At 40.2% G+C, this 20,983-nt stretch carries 17 protein-coding genes; 4 read left to right on the top strand and 13 right to left on the bottom strand.

The window, feature by feature from the left end:
• Positions 1-11: 11 nt before the first annotated feature.
• From BP95_RS0116985 to BP95_RS0116950, 8 genes are all read right to left on the bottom strand, one after another.
• Positions 12-4,526 carry a non-ribosomal peptide synthetase gene (locus BP95_RS0116985; protein ID WP_051614115.1) on the bottom strand — a complete coding sequence of 1,505 codons (4,515 nt, stop codon included), beginning with the start codon at positions 4,524-4,526 and terminating at the stop codon, positions 12-14.
• 114 nt (positions 4,527-4,640) lie between these two features.
• Complete coding sequence (locus BP95_RS0116980) at positions 4,641-5,666, bottom strand: hypothetical protein (protein ID WP_021255627.1); 1,026 nt, start codon at positions 5,664-5,666, stop codon at positions 4,641-4,643.
• A 240-nt stretch (positions 5,667-5,906) separates the two neighbouring features.
• Positions 5,907-8,291: a polyprenyl synthetase family protein gene (locus tag BP95_RS0116975; protein ID WP_028532789.1), complete on the bottom strand. Its 2,385-nt coding sequence runs from the start codon at positions 8,289-8,291 to the stop codon at positions 5,907-5,909.
• A gap of 328 nt (positions 8,292-8,619) precedes the next feature.
• Positions 8,620-9,489: an anti-sigma-V factor RsiV gene (locus BP95_RS0116970; protein ID WP_028532788.1), complete on the bottom strand. Its 870-nt coding sequence runs from the start codon at positions 9,487-9,489 to the stop codon at positions 8,620-8,622.
• Positions 9,486-9,992: a sigma-70 family RNA polymerase sigma factor gene (locus BP95_RS0116965; RefSeq protein ID WP_028532787.1), complete on the bottom strand. Its 507-nt coding sequence runs from the start codon at positions 9,990-9,992 to the stop codon at positions 9,486-9,488. The genes BP95_RS0116970 and BP95_RS0116965 overlap by 4 nt, the downstream gene beginning before the upstream one ends.
• A gap of 356 nt (positions 9,993-10,348) precedes the next feature.
• Positions 10,349-10,909 (bottom strand): hypothetical protein, encoded by a 561-nt coding sequence (locus BP95_RS33600; RefSeq protein ID WP_197035301.1) that lies wholly within the window; start codon positions 10,907-10,909, stop codon positions 10,349-10,351.
• Positions 10,910-10,944: 35 nt separating this feature from the next.
• Positions 10,945-11,310: a hypothetical protein gene (locus BP95_RS33595; protein WP_197035300.1), complete on the bottom strand. Its 366-nt coding sequence runs from the start codon at positions 11,308-11,310 to the stop codon at positions 10,945-10,947.
• A gap of 274 nt (positions 11,311-11,584) precedes the next feature.
• On the bottom strand, positions 11,585-12,712 hold the full coding sequence (locus tag BP95_RS0116950) for an NAD(P)/FAD-dependent oxidoreductase (RefSeq protein WP_028532786.1): 1,128 nt from the start codon (positions 12,710-12,712) through the stop codon (positions 11,585-11,587).
• 314 nt (positions 12,713-13,026) lie between these two features.
• Here BP95_RS0116950 and BP95_RS0116945 point away from each other — a divergent pair, with 314 nt between their 5' ends.
• On the top strand, positions 13,027-13,833 hold the full coding sequence (locus BP95_RS0116945; RefSeq protein ID WP_414813107.1) for a DUF2935 domain-containing protein: 807 nt from the start codon (positions 13,027-13,029) through the stop codon (positions 13,831-13,833).
• 13 nt (positions 13,834-13,846) lie between these two features.
• Here BP95_RS0116945 and BP95_RS0116940 read toward each other — a convergent pair whose 3' ends face one another.
• Entirely contained in the window at positions 13,847-14,866 is a 1,020-nt protein-coding gene (locus BP95_RS0116940) for a serine hydrolase domain-containing protein (protein ID WP_028532785.1), read from the bottom strand.
• Positions 14,867-14,939: 73 nt separating this feature from the next.
• A complete protein-coding gene (locus tag BP95_RS0116935; RefSeq protein ID WP_028532784.1) occupies positions 14,940-15,764 on the bottom strand; it encodes a MerR family transcriptional regulator in 825 nt (274 codons plus the stop codon).
• A gap of 272 nt (positions 15,765-16,036) precedes the next feature.
• Here BP95_RS0116935 and BP95_RS0116930 point away from each other — a divergent pair, with 272 nt between their 5' ends.
• Positions 16,037-17,581: a flavocytochrome c gene (locus BP95_RS0116930; protein ID WP_028532783.1), complete on the top strand. Its 1,545-nt coding sequence runs from the start codon at positions 16,037-16,039 to the stop codon at positions 17,579-17,581.
• A 319-nt stretch (positions 17,582-17,900) separates the two neighbouring features.
• Here BP95_RS0116930 and BP95_RS0116925 read toward each other — a convergent pair whose 3' ends face one another.
• Positions 17,901-18,503, bottom strand: a complete 603-nt coding sequence (locus BP95_RS0116925; RefSeq protein WP_036667239.1) for an HD domain-containing protein — start codon at positions 18,501-18,503, stop codon at positions 17,901-17,903.
• A gap of 317 nt (positions 18,504-18,820) precedes the next feature.
• Here BP95_RS0116925 and BP95_RS0116920 point away from each other — a divergent pair, with 317 nt between their 5' ends.
• Entirely contained in the window at positions 18,821-19,135 is a 315-nt protein-coding gene (locus BP95_RS0116920) for a DUF1904 family protein (protein ID WP_028532781.1), read from the top strand.
• A gap of 75 nt (positions 19,136-19,210) precedes the next feature.
• On the top strand, positions 19,211-19,396 hold the full coding sequence (locus BP95_RS0116915) for a small acid-soluble spore protein H (RefSeq protein WP_021255616.1): 186 nt from the start codon (positions 19,211-19,213) through the stop codon (positions 19,394-19,396).
• A 204-nt stretch (positions 19,397-19,600) separates the two neighbouring features.
• On the opposite strand, the gene BP95_RS0116910 is transcribed toward BP95_RS0116915, so the two are convergent.
• On the bottom strand, positions 19,601-20,101 hold the full coding sequence (locus tag BP95_RS0116910; protein ID WP_021255615.1) for a GNAT family N-acetyltransferase: 501 nt from the start codon (positions 20,099-20,101) through the stop codon (positions 19,601-19,603).
• 207 nt (positions 20,102-20,308) lie between these two features.
• Positions 20,309-20,860 (bottom strand): GNAT family N-acetyltransferase, encoded by a 552-nt coding sequence (locus BP95_RS0116905; RefSeq protein ID WP_021255614.1) that lies wholly within the window; start codon positions 20,858-20,860, stop codon positions 20,309-20,311.
• Positions 20,861-20,983: the final 123 nt, after the last annotated feature.

Here is a 20,983-nt window from a genome sequence, read left to right as displayed (position 1 = left end):
CAGCATCATTGTCAATTGAAGAGTTGATCAAGTTCCTCTTGTGAAATATCAATCGTTTCAAAATCAGAAGGTGTAAAGTCAATTCCACTTTTACTAGAACAATGATGGATGATCTCAGTAAGAAAACCAACAAAACTGTCAATAAAATGTACAATTGTATGTTCTTTAAACTGTTTTTGCCCAAAGGTCGTATGGATACACAAATGACTATCTACGATGAAAATATTAATATCGATTAGAGAAGTAAGATGATTGCTTGAATCATATTCAGAGCCTGTGTTCTCTTTTGCAAAACAAAATAAATCGTTATTAAATGCGGCCTGGAAATCTCCAAGATAATTAAAACGAATCCTTTTTTGTTGGCTAAATGCGGGAATTTCATCTAATAGGTGGGTAAGAACTCCAAAACTTCTGCCACCATTAGGATTATGCCGGAGAACTTCTTTAATTAATTTGATTTGATCTGCGATCCCCTTCGTTAACGCTTTGGTTAATTTAACAGGGTAAATACTCGTAAACCAACCAATAGTGCGTGAAAGATCATAGTTCTCGCCTAACTCTTCACGACCGTGGCTTTCCATTTCTATGACAACATCGTCTATTGAAAATACATTGAATATCGCCAACGCAAGTGCAGATACGATCAAATCTTCTGATTTCGTCGCATACGCAGTGTTTGCTTCAAATAACAACTGAGTTGTTTTCTCTTTCGATAATTGTCGAGTTAGCGTACATGAATTCAGAACCGTATCATCATTTTGATCAAAATCCAATGGGATCCTAGTCTCGTTTTTCAAAATTGAAAGCCAGTATTGTTTCTCCTTTAACGATTCAAAATGCAAATGTTCCAGTTCAAGCGCCCAACTTTGCATCGAACACGTTTTAAGTGGTAAATTCGAGTTGCCCCCATCTTCCAAGCATTTCATTAAAGTGACAAAGTCTTCTAGGAGGATTCTCCAGGATACCCCATCAATCACTAAATGATGAGCTGTCAATAACAATCGTTGACCGTTTCTGCCAAGGTTAAATATTGCGCTTTTGATCAAAACATCTGTATAAATATTAAAACTCGACTTCAATAATGCCCCATACATACTCATTTTATTTAGCTGCTCGTTCTCATCATCTTCCGATAAATCATAAACAATAACTTGACTTTGCTTATCATTCGTGTAAATTAATTGTGAGTTGTTCATGTCAACATTGAGGCGTAAAGAATCGTGGTGTTTCATTAGCTCATTCATAATAAATTCAATCTGTTGAGCCGTTATAGATCGCTTAAGTTGAAGTAATATTGATTGATTATAGTGATTTGGATTCTTAAAGTTTTGAACAAGAAACCAAGAAATCATAGGAGTCGATCTTACGCTGCCTTCACAAACTTTTTGATGAATGGATTGTTGCTTTACATAGGGCTTAATATTAGACGACATGTGTTCGATGACTGGATTGGCAAGGAGATCTTTAACTCTTACTGAATAACCTTCATCAATAAGTTTAGAGGCAACTTGAATAGCTTTTATTGAGTCACCACCAAGATCATAAAAATTATCCGAAAGGCTAATATCAAGACAGCCTAAAACAGCACTAAGTATCTGTAACAACTTTTCCTCTGTTTCATTTCTAAAAGGAAGGTTCTCATGTTTACTTGTGGTTCTTCTTAGTTCCGGAGCTGGAAGTAGATTCCTATCAAGTTTTCCATTTGAACTAAGAGGAATATCTTGAATTTCGACAAAATATGCAGGTATCATATGCTCTGGCAAGAAAGCTTTTAGATAATCTCTAAGCATATCGAATGATAATTCCGCAACTTTGTCCCGCTTCACAATGTAAGCGCATAAATATTTATCATTATTATCATTTTCGCGGTCAATGACTACTGTATTATCAATTGATTCATGCTGGATAAGGTACTTTTCTATCTCAGCTAATTCAATTCGAAACCCACGTATCTTAACTTGATGATCAATTCGTCCAAGATAAATGAACTCGTCATTTTTCATTTTTGCCAAGTCGCCACTTTTGTACATCATAAGACCCGGAACAAATGGATTCGGTATAAACCTTTCTTGAGTTAGCTTCGCCTGGTTTAGGTAACCTCTCGCTACTCCGTCGCCTGAAATATATAGTTCACCGATGGAGTTCTCCGGTACAGGTTTTAGATGTTTATCAAGGATATAAACTTTCACATTGTGAGCCGGAACCCCTATCGGGACAGATACTCTTGAATCCATGAATGGTTCGTACTTCCTAATCATGCACCCTACCACAGTTTCTGTAGGTCCGTACTCATTAAAAATTTCAACGTTACCTCGAAAATTATTATGGATTGCCATAGCAAGCGTAACCTTCAAGTCTTCTCCTCCAACAATAAATCTTTTGACAGAAGAATTACTGCAATCCATATCCCTTAATAACGACAAATGTGAGGGAGTTAACTTAATGACCGTTGCTTTGTTTTCCTTCATTATTCGGTACAATACAAACTGCTCTTGGTTATCCTGGTATACCATGATCGTGCCACCACAGATAAGAGGTGTGAAAATAGAGGTAACGGTTAGGTCAAATGCGAGTGATGTAAATAACGGAAATACTGCATTTTCGTTATTTGCGTACATCTCTTTTGCCCACCAAATGTAATTCATGAGCCCTTGATGTTCGATCATCACACCTTTAGGTCTACCTGTTGATCCGGATGTATAGATGACATAAACCAGATCTCTAGGCGTATTTATCATCCCAAGGTTAGTATCGTTTCCGGTATAGATTCTTGCATCATTAAGATCAATAACCACTCCAGGAAATGTTATTTTTTTCACATTTTCGTTTGTAAGTAATATTCCTGCCCTAGACTCATCCAATATGTACGTAATTCTATCATCTGGGTAGGAAGGATCGATAGGTAGGTAGGCACCCCCTGCTTTAAGGATTGCCAGTATACCTACAACTGTTTCGATTGAATGATGTGTCATGATAGCGACTATACTCTCAGATCCTATACCTTTATCTATAAGCAATCTTGCCAGTTGATTAGACTGTTGGTTAAGTTCCCTATAGGTTAAGCTATATTCATCCCTACAAATCGCAATATTGTTTGGTGTTTTTTCTACTTGTTGTTCAAAAAGTTGTTCTATCGTTTGATTTTTAGGATATTGGTAATTTGTAGCGTTAAATTCATATAGCTGTTTTTCCATTTCATAATTTGACAGAAAAGTAAGATCACAGATTGGGTGATTTGGATAATCGATAATTTGGCCAATGATGTTTTCAATTCTGTAATATAATTCATCAATTTGTTCATCTGTATACTCACTTAACTGGTAATCGATCTCCAATTTCAGACTTCCCGACTCAGACCAATCTTTAATAATCAATTGAAGCGAATAGGCTTGGTTCCCATTGTAAAACTCTATATTCTCAGTAGGGAAATTATCTATTTCAGTATGTAGTTTTGTGTTGTAATAATTTACACAAATATCGAATAACTTCCCTGCCCCTTTTTTTCTAAAATCTAATTCCTGCAATAGAAGATCATAGGGGAACCGTTGATGAAAGTAACAATTCGTTAACTCTTTATTCACAGCAACAATGATGTCGGCAAAAGTGCTCTGTTCATCAATGCAAAATCGAAATGGCATAGTACTTGTAAACATTCCAACCGTACTTTTTTCCTTTTGTCCAGTTCGGTTTAGAACAGGTATTCCTATGATCATTTCATTTTCCTGTCTAGATTTATACAAGTAAAGTAATGTTGTTACAACAAAGAAAGTGTTTAGCGAGCATTTATGATTCGCAGCAAAATTTTTAATTTTTGCTGAAAGCAATGAGCTGTATTCGTATGATTTTCTTTTACCAACGGTCTCTCCTGAATCGAAACATATTAATGAGTCAGGCGTGCTACTGAATTTATCGCACCAAAACCGTTTATTCTTTTGAAAACGGTCAGATTGTACATATTTCTTTTCCTGTTCAATGTAATCAAGATACGTTGGTTCAAGATCCACATTTATCTCGTCATTGTACAGCAGCCGCAAATAAATAGTTCTAATTTGTTCGGTAATAATACCAAATGACCAACCGTCACATATGATATGGTGCAGCTTGACAAAATACCCATTTTCATTATCAGAAATCTTAAATAGTGCAAAATAATATAGTGATTTTTCTCCCACTAGCAGTGATGGTTTGCTAGCCACGTGATTCACCCATTTATTAAATTCTGCTCGCGGATTATTGCTCAGAGAAAAATCCATGCGTTCTAATGGACTTCGTTCATAGTTATGTAAGTATTGATACGGTTCACTGTTGTATTCTATAAAACGCAATCTCATTGCTTCATGTTTTTGAATTACTACATGTATTGCTTCTTCAAGTAAGCTAAAGTTCACTAATCCTCTAACCGTAACTGTTCCGCCTATATTATGAAGAGACGTCTCGGTGTATATTTTTTCAATATACCAAATTCTTTTTTGAGGATGAGTCAAAGGAAAATATGTTTTTCCTTCAGACTGAATAATCCCACCCATATCCGGCCCTCCTTCACTTAACAAGGATGTAAGTTTAATATGAGAATTTCATACTCAATTATTACAATATTGCTAAATAAGCTATTGAGAGACTCAGAAGTCAATAAGTTGAGTTTATAAAACAATTGATTCAATCAAAGTTTCTAATGCGGAACGCTCAAAATCTTTGATTTCGTCAACGATGTATATCATTTTTTCTATATCATAGTGATCTTTGTTAAAAAGACTTTTTATCATCATCATTCTTAGTATGTTCGTTTTCTTCTCAAGAACACTATAATTATTATAGTTCTGTTCTGAATTCGTTAAATAATTGTGTCCCACCATATAGTTAATTCTTTCAAGCATTGTTCTCTTATGCTCCCAGAGCAGTTGGAATGAGTGTCGTTTGAACCGCCCCCCATTTATAACATTGTCCAGGTGTATCTTAAAATCATCATATATTTGAAGACCATACTTCCCCTTTAACGGGTTTCTAAACGCCCTATGCCTCTTTGAAGTATTTCTAGAATAATAATAATCTTGTAATTGTTCATGCACAGAATGAATATCAAAATCATACTTTCCATGTTTATTAAATGAATAAAAAAGTAGATGGTTCATAAAATCCTTTCCATCAATGCAACTTGAATCATGGCTGTAATATGCTTGCTCTACTTGTTCAAAACTTGCAGTGGAAACTGAGTATTTATTACCTCCGAAAAAACCAGCAGTGTTAAATATTTGTTTATCTTGGTCAAATCCATATATTAAAATCATATGGCGCCAATAATATTTTTGATATGCTGGAGAACCTGGGATGTATTGCTCATTCACAAAAGCGAAGAAATAATAATCTTGTTCAATTGACTCTATTATGAAATCAATTATATTAATGTTTAACTTATCAATCGTCATTTTAGGTAGACGTTGGATCTTGATAAATGGTGTATGGTCATACTCAATATCAGTAGTATAAAAATCGATGAGTAGATTGTTTGAATCAGGATCTTTCGTCACCTCATTTTTACTTTGTAATTGAATATATCCACTATAGAAAAAAGAAGAAAATTGTTCGTACGCTGTACAACCCGAAAGAATAAATGCATGATTTGGATACGTAGTCACAGTGGGATAATGAAAAGGAAGGATTTTATTCATGTTATAGTTCCTCTATTCACTAATAGAAGTTATTATTTTAAAGATTTAGTTAAAGTATAGATAGTAAAAGGTTTCTTTGCCATATACTGATTTTTACAATCATATACACTTCTTTACATAGGGCAATCATTGTCTTATACCTTATCCTCAACAAACACACCAACCGATATGCAAATATCGATTGGTGTGCTAATACTGCGAGATGAACTCAATCGCAAGGATCTAAGTTCAATGTCCGAATTAGTGATCTCGGGTAACGATATAATTCAATAAGTGCTTCAAAAATGCAATTGTCCGGGGTAACTCCTTCAAGGCTTCAATGGCCAAGCAGTAGTGCTCCCACATCATCTTCCTCGCTTCATTCACACCTAGGATGGACACGAAATTCGAATTATTGTTCTCCTTATCTTGCCCAACTGGTTTACCAAGCACGTGCATATCCCCTTCTTGATCAAGTAAATCATCCTTAATCTGAAAGGCAATACCAGCGTGATAGGCGAATTTCTTTAATATCATTATCTCAGCTTCAGAAGCCTTGGCTAGAATTGCAGGCATGACCAGGGATGCCTCGAAGGCAGCCCCTGTTTTGTAGAAGCAGATTGCATTCAATTGCTCTAACGTCAGCTGCTTACCTTTTGCCTGCAAGTCCATGGCCTGACCTCTGCACAATTCCTCTGTCTTGCATGCCGAATACCGAATTAAGTCCAGAACAATAGCAGCATCGAATTCATCTAGAGATGATTGCTCTTGAATCGATCTCTGAATTAGCAATAGAGCCGTAAGTTCCGCAGTGGCACTATTATATATATGATGTAGCGTAGGTCTTCCTCTGCGCGTATCTGCATTGTCTTGAGACGGAAGATCGTCGAAGATTAAGGAAGCCGTATGCATATATTCCAGTGATCGAAGCAGCGGTCCAATTGCTGCCGGCTGCAATCCATACTCGTTCACACCTATGATCCAAGTTAATATAGGGCGTAATCGTTTTCCGTCACCTGTTAGACTGTAATTGGCTGCGTCGAAGAGTGAGTCTTCAATCGGAAGCGAGCTAGGCTTGGTGATGTGCAGAATGCTGTTAATCTCTTGTCGAATTGCCGCAATCGAAGCATGGAAGTGTTCCTTCTCCTTCCGATTATTCGCGAGTTGGATAACGAGCTGATCGCGAAGCAGCTTATCGAAGAAATCCACGTTGTCCGCCTTCTGCACCATTTGTTGCACAAGAGAATGAAAGGCCGGTTCATTGAAATCGAATATATCCATGATTTCTTCATACTTCGCTTCCCCTACCCGTTCTCTGCAGCGCTTCAAGCCATTGATTGCCCGATCCAATATGACCTCGCGCGTCGCGGCATCTGAATGATGGATCTGATGGATAATATGGGAGATCACTGACCAGTACAACTCGAACGGATTCAGCAAATCAGGCCGTTGTTGATGATACTTCAAATAATACGTATAGGGCGTTACGGCTCCTTCCTGCATATCGTCGAACATATCCGCGAAATCATCCGCCAGCTGATTATAGATTCCGTAATAGAATGCCCGGTGTTCGAACCCGGAATCTTCAGGTGCACGGATAACCGAACGGACGATTAAGCGGGAAGATGATGATTTTAGGATGATTGGGATATAGAGCTCTTCATTCGTAAAATTTGCATTTGCTAGATCTTTGACACGATCAATGTCCTGAGAATGAAAAAACACATAGGATTGCTCGAAAAAAGTGTTCTCAGACCGTGGATTTTGGTAACCCTTAATATAGGTGAACGCCTCGCTCAGCTCAGAGTGGATAAAGCGGAACATATCTGTATGCTTTCCCGTCCACGCTCCGAGATCTGGAACGATTCCTGTTAGCAGAGCCTCTCGAATCATATGTGTATATTGTATTTGTTCCTCTGCCGTTAATGCTCCAGAATCCAGTAAGTCGTCAACGAACGGATAAGTCAGACCATAGCTATAACCCAATCTGATTGCATCACCGAGCCGCTTGGCGCGGTCTGCTGGGGGCGCATTATCATCTATTTCTTCCTTCATATTCAGAACTACCCCGAGAATGATCTTAATCAGCTTGCGCTGGGCATGCTCTGCATTCATCTCTTTCGGAATATGAGAGGATACGGCATTCAGCTTGTTGATTACCCAGATGACGTCCTCTTCAATTCCCTCCTTCTGGGCCCACCGATACAATCCCGATAAGCTCATCAATTCTGGAGGTTGGTTCCGATTCCTTATTTCCTGAGAGGCAACAAGCTGTTGCTTGATATCGGCAGCCAGACGTTTCACTCGAGCGCGTATGTCAGGAGAATCTAGGGACTTGCCCAGATCTCTCATGTACATGTAGGATACGCTTCGATCCAAGTAATCATCTAGCTTGCCAGTTTGATTCAGCCATTGAATATACCTGTAGTACTCTTTCGTAGATGGCTTTTTCCTAATTTTTGAAAAAAAAGAGAACCATGAATGACGAGGAAGATGACTCTTCTTCCATAATCGAAAATCCTCTGTTAACTTCGTCACGTAAGTCTTCTTAGTTGTCTGTTCATACAACGCTGCAAAATATTGCGCTGCTCGCTGCTCAGCATGCCGGTATGCGGTATGGGCATGATCGATAAGTGCTTCATTCATCTGGTGGCTTCCCTCGACTTCGATTAAGATTATTCATTGTGCATGCGTCAACTCGTCAACAATTATTATCATTATACGTACAAGAATATTTTGGGTTACGTATTTTAGGCGCATCACCTCTTAACTCGAAGAAGCTGCCTTCCCAGACGAAGGCAGCTACGTGAGAACTTATGAATGTTATTGCTAACGAGCCAGTCACAACGACGGTAATGTATTCTCGAATTATCGCGTTCGGCCAAATAGTACAGCGCTCATACAGCACGTCCTAAACTTAAAGAGAGCACAACAAGCAGACGTAATGTTGCTTGGAGTACATCTTGAACATCCCTTACTTGACATAAACATTGCTTACTAGTACATCCGCAATTACTTTTGTCGGTATGATAAATTCAACCACGCCCATATAGCCAGGTGCGACATCATATTTATTGAAGGAAATGACGAGTTTTCCATTATTGTTTATATAGAAGCTCTGATCATGAGTTATGGTTTTGAAGCCCATTTCACCATCTAACCAATAGGTCTTATCGGAATCCGACTTCATTTGCTGTTTCATCTGTTCTTTAATATTTTCGCTGATAAGCTGTATATAGCTATTATCTTTAAATAAACTTGGTAAAGTAATTAATAGTTGATTTTGTTTGTCTATCGTATTGTACGTAAATGTAGTAGATGATGTACCGACCGTATTTGCAACATATCTGCCAATGGCAAGTATCTGATTGTTGTCAGTTTTGACCTCATAGCCGCTTTCTACACCTATATGTCCCCCGCCGCTTTTCTTTACTTCTTCCATTTCATCTTTAAAATCATTGTACAGTTTTTTATTTTCTTCGAGATATTTATTGTTTATGGCAGTTTCTAGTGCTTTATTATCCATATTCGTGATGGCAGGCACCTTGATATTGGCTTTGGCGGTCTCTTCATTCACAGTAAATTCAGTAAACGTGAGCACCTTGACGAGCGAACCAACCAAGGGCACATTCGATATGGCTTTTGCAAAGGCGGGGCTAGTGTTGATCCCAGCTATCATCAGAATAGCTGCAGCTGCGCCTGCTCCAATCAGCTTCTTCGTCCAGTTCACTCGTTTCCGTTTCTTTTTCCCTTGTTTTATCGCATTCTTTACAATAGAATCTAATTCTTTAGGGATGGGTATATCTTTATATTTTCTTTTTAGATGGTCAAGTTGCTCGCTCATTTCTTTACCTCCTCTAACAATTCATTACTCAATTTAATTCGGAGTTTGCGGAGTCCTTGATATAACCGTGTTTTTATCGTATTGACGTTTTCATTCATGACTTCCGAAATTTTTTCTATTTTCATATCTTCAAAATATCGAAGTACAATGACAGTCCGGTATGCAGGAGGCAATTCATCCAATGCGTTTTCGAGATCAATGTCGTGGTAGACATCTTCTCCTGCTGGGCTGTGTAATTCCAATGTCTTATCATCTACAATCTGTATTTTTTTTTGCCTTCTTAGGAAATCGATCGCTGTATTGACTAATATTCTGTAAAACCAGCTCTTTATCGAGCCTTCGGATTTCAACGATTCTGATGATGACAGTGCTTTATGAATGGTATCCTGGATAATATCCAGTGCGTTTTCAGCATTTTTAACGTAACTGTAAGCCAATCGATATATATCCTCTTTATGTTCCGTAATGAAACGAATAAGTAACTTTTCGAACTTGTGATTCATGCAGAGATTCTCCCTTTGATATGCGCATATCTTTTTGTTGCTATAGAATAAGACGAAGACAGCAACTCAAAAAGTTTGTACTTGAGTAGTGAAAAGTAGATGTAAAATTTTCATTTTTTTCGAGCTCATTGGGCAACTTTTATTTAATCACAAAAGTAAGATCATTCTGTGATGTAAATATAGGTACTGTCATCATCGTTTAACATTTTACGTTGTTAATGAAATCAAAAAAACTCGATCTCCTCTTCAAAAGGAAAATCGAGTTTTCGTGTCCTGCAGCTTCATTGATATTTATTTCTAATCTGCAGATGTATTGATAACCTTTCTATATCTCTTAGATGTATGAACTAAAAAACCTATTTAATCAGCACGAAAGATTTATTCAAATTTAGATCTTGATAGAGTTGATCGAACATTTTGCCATCTTTGGACTTCGGATCAAATGGATTGGATTGTGGCGTTGTAGATACATATACCATACCGTCGGCCTCCGCAATTACACTCCCTACAGGCGGGCCATCTTCATTGGAGAGGCTGCTCCAATCAGTCTTGGTAAAAACGGAGATCATCATCATTATTTCCGAATCTTTGTTATCTTTCGTCACGTATTCGAACTGCACGACATGCTTTGCGAATGGCATGACTTTATCTGCCTCTGCGCCTGAAATCGGGTTTACCTTGTAATGCCCATTCCATGAAGCAGGCAGTTTAACGCTGAATTTTGCCTGAGAATTCTCGTATAGTGCTTGATTATCCGCCATAACATCTTTGAGGTTAAGGTTTTCCCCAGTTAAGATAAGATGATCCACGAATCCGCCATTTCCGCCTTGAGGGGCCGTTACGATAATATCGTTCACTTTATTGCCCGTATAGTCGCCAATAATCAAATTCGGTTCTCTTCCGATTTCTCGATACATTTTTCCGTCCGATCCTTTGAATATCCAATCGTATTTCACGTATTTTTTGTTTTTCCGTCCTGAATGATAATGGACAAGTCTCTCGCATAAGTATCCAGTTTTCCATTTAACTTTTCTTTTGTCCCGACCAATATCACGTTGTCTTGAATGTTATCCCCAGTAATTTCGGATTGCTTATAATCAAGGACATACGTATTTTCCTTTAGTTTTAGTTCTGGGATTCTACATTTTTGGCCAATCTCTACTTTTGATGACTGATTATTTTTTGTCGGTTGAGTTACTGCTTTTGGAGTTGAGGATGCCTGTTTTGCAAATAATACTTGCGGTGTTCCGATGCTGACAGCACAAATGAGACCCGCCATCGCCAATAAAGGAATTTTTTTTGCTTGTTGGTTTTTCATTATGTTACCTCCATGTATTCTTGCTTGCTGTACATAAGAAAGACGAATAAGCTATCTGAAAAAGTTTGATTTCGATAAAAAGAACAAGGGGGAATGCTGGATTGTATATGGTGAAGTGTGTTAATGGAACGAAATCATCGGTATAGAAAAACGCCGCTATACTTCGAGGCGGAAGCTAGCGGCGTTTTTGTACTCATGAACCTATGACGATCCTGAATCTTGTTATCATTGCTAAAAATTATAAGTATGATGCTGCTTATCGATGGTCAGAGTTTCAGCTTTCCTCCATAGCATTTCGAATATCATAGTCCGTCGGATCGATATCAAGCTCCATATTCAGTGCCATTTTGGCAAGTTGGCTACCCAAATAAGGCCCTGCCGTCAATCCAGATGATCCTAGCCCATTGGCTGCAATAAGCCCCTCCCAGCCGGGAACAGCGCCGATAACGGGAAGGAAGCCTGGTGTGAAAGGGCGGAATCCGACTCTAATCTCCTCCATTGTGCTGTCCGCCAACGGTGGTGCTAAGTGCAATCCTTTATTCAGAACCTCTTGTACTCCCCCTGCTGTTACTCTCGTATCATAACCTTCGACATCATTTTCATGTGTGGCTCCAATCACGATCTTCTGTTGGTCAAAGGTAAGCAGATATTGATCAGAAGGCGGAATAATTAATGGCCAGCTGCCAGTGTCGTGTTCCCCCTGAACTCGCAAGTGCATAATTTGCGCCTTCTGATAGCCTACCTGAAAGTCAAGCCCTAATGGCTGAAGAAGTGGGTTAGCCCATGCTCCTGCACATACAATTACAAGCTCAGATGTGTAGCTCTGTTCATCTACGGTTACACCTGTAACACGATTCGACTCATATTGAAGCGTAGCATCACCATTTATAAAGACAGCGCCATTTCTTTGAGCGGATCGGAGCAGAGCATCACGCAGTGCACGACCGTCTACTCGAGCGGCACCACTTATATGTACGGATCGATATCCCTCAGCCAACAGAGGAAATCGTTCCTGCGTTTCTGATTCATCAAGCTGTGTGATCTCCCCGATTTCTGGTGCATCTGCTTTACGTACGTATGCGCGCTCTTCCATTTTGATGAGTTTCTCAACATCTTCATGTATACAGAGAGCTCCCACTTGCGCATAACCCGTATCCGTCTCCCCTTCACTCTGGAGATCCTGGATTAACTGCGGATAGAAATGGGCTCCGGCCTTCGCTAATCGGTACCAAGCTTTATTGCGTCGCTGTGACAGCCATGGACATATAATCCCTGCTGCAGCGTCTGTAGCTTGTCCTTGATCCTTACGGTCTACAATCAGGACATCCGCTCCGAACTTAGCCAACTGGTAAGCGGTCGATGCCCCAAGAATTCCTGCTCCTACAACGATGACTTTTTTCATACTTGATTTCCTTTCTTCAATTCCTGAGTCTATTATAACGAACTTTTCTTGAAAGGATAACATTAGCGATAGGTTCCAGTTTCTTTTTTCAGCGAAGAACCAATTCCTGAGCTGTAAGTTCAACAAAAGAAGAGCTTGATGGTTCAAGCTCTTCCTGACACTTTAGCTTATTTCTTGTTTATTTACATACACGTTCATTCAACAATACCTGAAAAATAAGACTTGGGCTAATTTTCATTCCCTATGTTTGAAATATTACATAATCTGAATGCCAGAGAATACGATGAACTAAAGACGTTGTTGACCCATTGGAGGTGTGCCTCGTGTCGAACTTATTTGTCTCGCGCTCGCTAGACGAAATACGTTTTTGGTCGCGCATTATGAAAGAGCATTCCCTGTTCTTAAAGTTAGGATTTAGATGTGAGGATACACAGCTTATCAATGAAGCGAATCAGTTCTATACCTTGTTTGAGCAGATAGAAAATCAATCGCATGCTTATACGGTTGATACAGATCCTCAACAAATTGTTCGTTTTAACACGGAAGTGCGCAACGCAGCGGCGTACATATGGGCCTTTAAACGTAAAATACTCGGCTTTGTGCTCACTTGTCAAATGCCAGGCGCGAATAACTTCCCCTTACTTATTGATCATACGAGCAGGGAAGCCAACTATTTCAGAAATCGTATGGAACAGCTGAACAGTGGTCAGTTGGATCCACTCCCCGATGCAATCATTAATGAAAATGTATTCTTCTTGAAAATCATGGCCGATCACGCGAAGTTTATTGGACATTTGCTTGATCCATCTGAACGCCAATTAGTTGAGCAGGCCCGCAATTTTAGTCATGACTTTGACCAGCTGCTCTATCAAGCGATTGATTTAGATCACATGCGACCACAATCGCAGACGAAGCCGCTATTGGAACAATTTTTGGATCAGAACCGCGTCTCGGTAACCTCCCTGCGTGATTTCAAAAAGACGGCGAGAGACTTGATTGATGCATGTAAAATCAAGAGCATTATTCATCCATTGTTAGCCGACCATGTATTTCGTGAAGCTGAACGCTTCCTTGAAATCATTGATATGTTCGAGAATAGCTTGGAGCATGTGAAACCGTAAGTTGCAAACTTACTTAGTCTATTACTGCTGAAATAATCTTCTTCATCAGTGGCCATCTATCCCGAGGATCCGGCATGAATTCAGATGCAATGGTGATGACTAGATCTTGATCTGGAACGCAGCAAATAACGTTGCCGCCATCGCCTAGTGCCATGTAAGCAAGGATCCCATCCTCCTCACGCAGCCACCATAGGTAACCGTAATGATTAGGGTTCTTCGCTGTTGATTCATCAATCCATGAGCTTGATAGGATTTGATGATTGTCCCACATGCCACGATTCAAATACAGAACACCGAACCGAGCCATATCACGGGGACTTAGTGTAAGTCCCCACCCTCCTGTAGAGTTGCCGTCTGGGTCTTGCACCCACCCTCTTACCTTCTTCCCGAATAAATGGTCAAAGTCATATTCCTTCATCTCATAATCAGGGATTATGCTCATGCCGATGGGGGCAAATAATCGTTCGTTGGCAAACGATTGAGCATTCAGTCCTGTGCTGCGTGTAATTATGGCCGATAGTAAATGTGCCCCTGCTGTTGAATATTTAAAAGTCCCAATACTTCCATTCTGCCCTAACATATCTAGCGTATAAATCATCCAGTTAGGCTGCATACACATCTTGTCCAGCGGCTCCCGCCAGTCCTCAAATGCATAAGGAGCTGTCATCGTAAGAAGATGGCGAAGGGTGATTTCTTGCATCAGCCTGTCAGCCTTATCAGGCACATATTCAGGAAAGAAATCAATCACCCTCTGGTCTATATGTTGAATGTAGCCTGCATCTATAGCAATTCCAATCAGCGCGGAGAGCACACTTTTCGTCACCGAGGCTACATGGTGCGTATCATCTGGGCCGAAGCTATTAAAATACCTTTCGTAAGCAATGTATCCATGTCTCGCAATGACAATCCCGTTTATATTGCGATACTCTGATTGTATGATAGGTTCAAGCGTTGATAGTTTATTAGCGTCCATTCGCAAGACAGATGGGACTTCAACTTGCCATTCTGTAGTTGTTAAGTTATTTCTATTCATATCGCAACTCCTTCGAGAGTACTGTCCTAGTTAATTTGTTTAACCTAATTAAGGATGATGGCAGTCTCAGGTTCTATCTTTTCTTGACAGGAAAATATACCTCAGTAACCATTGCCTCAGGCTCAGCGGCTTGATTTGGATCCGTTACGTAGACTTCATAGGGGGAGTTTACTAGTGCATAACCTTCTTTTTCTGCCCACTCCCTTAACTTGGCATATACCGAGGTTAATTCCGCATATGGCCCCCTCACGACAGACTTTGCACATAGTCCTTCCGGCAAATCTCTTGTCCCCTTAACCGCTTCCCGAATCGGAATAGCAAACTCTGTATCGTTGCCTGCAGGGTTGTATTCTGGACTGTGATAAATCGTCATTGGTGTGCCCGTCATTGTGAGATGATCGGCGGCAATTTTTTCATAGAGCGCACCAAAATACTTGCCATATCCAGCAGCGTAGTCAACGCTGCTCATCATCCGACGCATATACAAAATATTCATAGGCTGAGTCTCAACAAGTTGCACTTCAATATGATCAAGGTATGACATGATCGATACGCCCTCTTCTACATTTGAAATATCATGATTCATTTGTGCAAGCGTAAGTTCTAATGCATGGATTTTGAGTTGTAATTCCTCTCGCTTGCGGTTCAGGGAATCGCACAATTTTTCTTCCGAATCATTCTCCTCCCACACGAGCATGTCTTTAATCTCCTCCAACGGGAAGTGATAAGATTTCAAACGGTTAATGAAAAGCATTTTTGTAAGCTGCTTAATGGAATAATACCGATATCCATTTTCAGGGTTAATCTCACTAGGATTAATTAATCCGATTTCACCATAATATCGAAGTGTTTTGGTCGATACTCCGCATATTTTCGAGAATTCTCCGATTGACAACAAGTGATGCCCTCCGTTCTTTATCATTTATCCAGTCATCAGTATGGATCGTATATCGTTCTGTGTTCAACTCCACTGTACCTCTTCCCCTAAGGGCAAAGTCAACTTCTACCGTTCATGTCTCCCCATCCAGGTTACAGATGTTCATAAATAATATAAAGCTGAAAATGACATGATAAATGTGATGAAACGCTTAGTTCAATTTAGGGTGATTTGTATACATCCTAGCGACAAGAACATATAAGAACAGATTCCATCGTGGAGGATTGCGCATCATGCAAAAAAAATCAACCATCGTCATGATTCTCTTGCTCTCTATGCTGCTTATGATTTCGGGCTGTGGGAATGCAAGCAAGAAGCCCGAGACAAATGCGGGCGAGAACAAAAATGTACAAAAAGAGAAGGATAAAGGGGAAAAAGATGCCACATCAGGTGCTTCAGTGGCAAAGTATACCCCGCTTGAGGAATTGAAGGAAAGCTACGATATTGTTATCGTTGGCGCGGGCGGTGCTGGCATGACTGCCGCGCTTGAGGCGAAGGCAGCGGGGATGAATCCTGTCATTCTTGAGAAAATGCCGGTTGCAGGCGGCAATACAAGCAAAGCATCTTCGGGTATGAATGCATCAGAAACGAAGTTCCAGAAGGAACAAGGCATTTCGGATAAAAATGACTTGTTCTATGAAGAGACGCTCAAAGGCGGACATAACACGAACAACAAAGATATGCTTCACTTCTTCGTAGACAATTCGGCCAAAGCAATCGACTGGCTCGATTCTATAGGGATCACGCTCAACAATATAACCATTACCGGGGGCATGAGCGAGAAGCGTACCCACCGTCCCAAAGACGGTTCAGCCGTGGGCCAGTATCTCGTGACTGGATTGCTTAAAAATGTACAAGAAAAAGGCATTCCGGTATTTGTAAATGCGGATGTTAAAGAAATTACAAGTTCAAATGGCAAAGCAACGGGAGTGAAGGTTGGTTTCAGCCAGCATGGAGAAAAAACGATTGCAGCAAAATCGGTTGTCATTACAGCTGGTGGTTTTGGAGCCAACATGAATCGCATTGCTGAAGTTCGTCCCGACCTGAAAGGCTATGTCACAACGAACCAACCGGGAAGCACAGGTGATGGCATCTCTATGGTTGAGAAAATGGGCGGAACTACGGTTGATTTGAAGCAAATTCAGGTGCATCCTACTGTACAGCAGGAAAACTCCTACCTGATTGGTGAAGTTGTGCGCGGCGAAGGTGCGATTCTCGTTACGAGCAAAGGGAAGCGATTCGTTAACGAGATGGCGGCCCGAGACAGTGTAACGGCTGCGATTACAAAGCTGCCAGAGAAAAACGCGTTCCTTATATTTGACGCGGGTGTCCGCTCACGAGCAAAAGCCATCGAACAGTACGAAAAGATGGGTTTTGTCAAAACAAAAGACTCTATCAAGGCGCTGGCAGAAGAAATTAAGGTACCGGCTGAAGAGCTGCAAAAAACGCTCGATGCGTGGAACAGTGCGGTGAAAAATAAGAAAGACGCGGAGTTCGACAGAAAAACGGGGATGGATCATGAATTGTCAGCTGCCCCATTCTATGCGATCAAAATCGGCCCAGGGATTCACTACACCATGGGTGGCGTAAAAATCAACACGAATACAGAAGTGCTGGACAAGGACGGCAAGCCTATCCCAGGATTGTTCGCTGCAGGTGAAGTGACAGGTGGATTGCATGGCGAGAATCGAATTGGAGGCAACTCCGTTGCGGAAATTATTATCTTCGGTCGCCAAGCCGGTACGAAGTCAGCAGAATATGCAAAATCGATCAAGTAAGCGATAAAGCTTTTATGAGGAATATCAAATTAGCCTACCCAAGGATTGAATAGTAAATTGCTGCATCACAGAATGACCCCACCGACGCATTGGCGTTCTGGCGGGGTCATTGTCATTTTTAGATGATGTGTATCTGTACCCCATTAAAATAGCTTGTAGCCTTAGTCCCCGAAGATATGCGATATATTCATATTGCCGCGCTCTCTATTTGATTCGGGGTGTAGATAGCAATTCCTGTACGGCCTTATTCGCAACCTGGATCATCGCTTGCGTTAAGACTTTCGCTTTAATTTCCAATTGGCTAGAAATTGGCCGCCGTTCATTTCTTACTCTTGCGATTGTCTACATCAATACCTGCACGTTGTAGTTTATCCTCTGCTTCCTCTTCAATGAGTTCTTTCAGCTGGGTCAATACAGGGCTAAAGTCGGTATGCTTCCCCATCATAAAGCTCATCTCGTATTCGATTTCAATCCATGTGCTTATATCCGCCTCATTGTGTTGGATTTGAGCTTCGAGTTTATCCAAAGCATTTGCAACCTTGGCTTCATACGATTGCTTATGTTCAAATTCGATCCACAGGTCATATACGTCTCGCCCTAGATCCCCTTTCAATGTTTCCCGAATTCGTTGTATGGCCTTCATTTCGTTTTGAGCCTTTTGTTCTCGCAATTGTTCGTTGTTCATCGTATCGAATGCAGGGATATCTTTCGCTTCTGCTTCCACTAAATCATGAATAATGATCATTTTCAGCATTTTGGCGGTATCGATCTCTTGATCTAAATACGGCTCAATCAGCATGGCCATGAGCGATACTCTCCACGTGTGCTCCGCCACGCTCTCCTGTCTGCCGTTTGACAGCCAGCTGTGCCGCAGTTCAGACTTTAGCTTCTCACCAAGATTAACCACATTAAGTATATTCATCAATTGAGTCCTCATCGATTGTCTCTCCATCATTTCTTCACTCCCAGTGAGTCATTCTCTACTCTGTTTTATGCTATGAATCTCTTAAGTGTAATAAAAAGATCCTGTTTGTTCAAACAGGATCGAAGCGAGTCATGTTTTTTTGTTAATATGATTAAATAAATGAGTCTTTACTCTTCAAGGAAAGAAAAAGGATTTACGCCCCCGCTGCTGAATATAGGTATTGTGCATTGTTTCGATACAAGGGAATTGACTTTTCCATCGATTTGCGCCTAAAATCACAATATTGAACAATAGAACAGATTGAAGGGATTTATATGCCATACATTCGATTTAAAGCTTTTCCAGATGCCTTCGTGGAAGAGATTACACCAGACATTGTAGAGGAGTTTGCCTCGATTGTTCGCGTGGAGCCGGAGAAGGTCAAGATTGAAGTACTGAACGTTCATATTATAACGAACACTCCGCTTTCGGTCGAGATTATGATGTTCCAACGGGACAAAGAAACACATGACGCCGTTGCCGCCAGCATCGACCATATGTTGCGAGAGCGAGGATATCCAGGCGTTCACATTTTCTTCATCATCCTCGATCCGCACTATTATTATAAAGAAGGCAAGCCATTGAGATGATTAGCTTCATGCCGATTATTTTCCATTTCATTTACACACACTAGTGTATAGATGATGATTGCAGGAGGTATCGGCATGAATGCACAACGCGCACAAGAGATCGCAGGCTCTCCAATGCTGGCTAACGTAACCTACAACGGTAGACAAGTTTATATTCAGCATGTAGATTCCGACAACGAATCTGCTCGAATTTATCCACTTGACGATCCAGAGCAGGAGCAAGAGGTTCCGCTCGCAAACTTGATTGAGCATCTGGGTTAAATGGAACTCGACGGATTGTCAGCTGCATGACAAAAAGTGCCTTCGTCAAGAGGGCACTTTTTTTCTATAACTGTTTTGTATGATTGAACTCACTTAAAAACTTACCTGGGCATTGGTCATTCTATCCCCGATTGGGATGAGTAGTGATTCTACGTAGATAGGTAACATTTCTTTCTTAGAGATCCTGTTCTACTAAGGATTCTGTTATTTTCCTATTAGATTTTTAATCGCCAACATCGAATTATCCTGAATGATACCTGTATCTACGAAACCAAATGAAGCGTATAATGTTTTAGCTATGACATTACTTGTCCGATAAAAGAGGGTTACATATTCTGCTTCCCCATATGGCATATTTTTAATATCCATCAACATTTTTTCAAAAGCAAGTTTTCCATATCCTTTCCCCTGATAACTCTTTTCAATCATAATATGCCAAATAAAATAGCTCTTCTTCCCATAAAAAACTTCATTTTCAAATAATTCATGATCCAACGTATCATAAATATACATCAAAAATCCAACCGCAACTCCATCGGCATAAATAGCAATGGGAGTCGCTGGTATCCCGTCTGCGTTCAACATATGAGCGTCTGCAAAGCTTCTAAGGTTAGTAGTTTGTATATAGTCTTTCTGGTTTTCTCTTACTTCAAGTGCTATTACTTCATCTATGTTATCTCCGGTAATTTTTCGTAATTCGATCATTTATTTATCTCCTCTCCTAAGACAAGCCACTTTCACACATGGCCTCAAGCATCCCGAATATCTTTTCCATAATTCTCAAAATAGGATACACAAAATATTCAACAAAGCTAACTCTTTTTCCCCTGTGATTTCTAACCCTTGTTCCGCAAAATGGCCCGTTTGTTGAATTGTCATAATCCATCTTGTTAATGCAATTTATATTTAAATCTACAGTTGGATCGTGATGTTCGCTTTTTTTATGTACTCGGTATCGAGTATCGCATAAAAATATTGGTCAACCCATTGGTTCTTCCACAATAATTCCTCTTTGAAAATCCCTTCTCTTCTCATACCCAACTTCTCCATCAGGTTCATGGATTTCACATTGTGACCATTACACATGCCCACGACTTTATGGGCTCCTAACTGATGGAATGAGAAATCAAGTAATAGATTTATGGCTTCGTAACCATAACCGTGTCCTTGGAATTCTGGAATTATCGCAAATCCGAGTTCCCAACTCTTTCGGTGTTCGGAGTAACTCCAAATTTGAGCTAAGCCAACTGGATTTTCCTTTCCATCGACTTCATTAGTTATGACAAAATCATATTGGGATGTTGAATTCATCTGCTCAAGATACTTGTTCCTAACTTTCTCTTTATCAGATTCAACTTGTTCTTCATACAACCAGATGCCGGTGTTCGTCTCAAGTCCACAAATAAAATCTAAGTCATCTGCAGTAACCCTTGAAAGACGAACACGCTTTCCATCTATCTTCATTTGAACCCTCTCCGTTTCTATGAATCTGCATCAATTCCCGATCACATATGGATGGGCGAACCTAGTGGTGATAAAGTTAGCTGATGCATTGTGCAGCTTTCTACGGTGTTATTCTCCTTGTCT

This window comes from Paenibacillus sp. UNC217MF (genome assembly GCF_000686865.1).
Classification (GTDB): Bacteria; Bacillota; Bacilli; order Paenibacillales; family Paenibacillaceae; genus Paenibacillus_B; species Paenibacillus_B suaedae.
The sequence above is the reverse complement of the archived record's forward strand: the minus strand, read 5'-3'. Positions and strand labels throughout refer to the sequence as shown.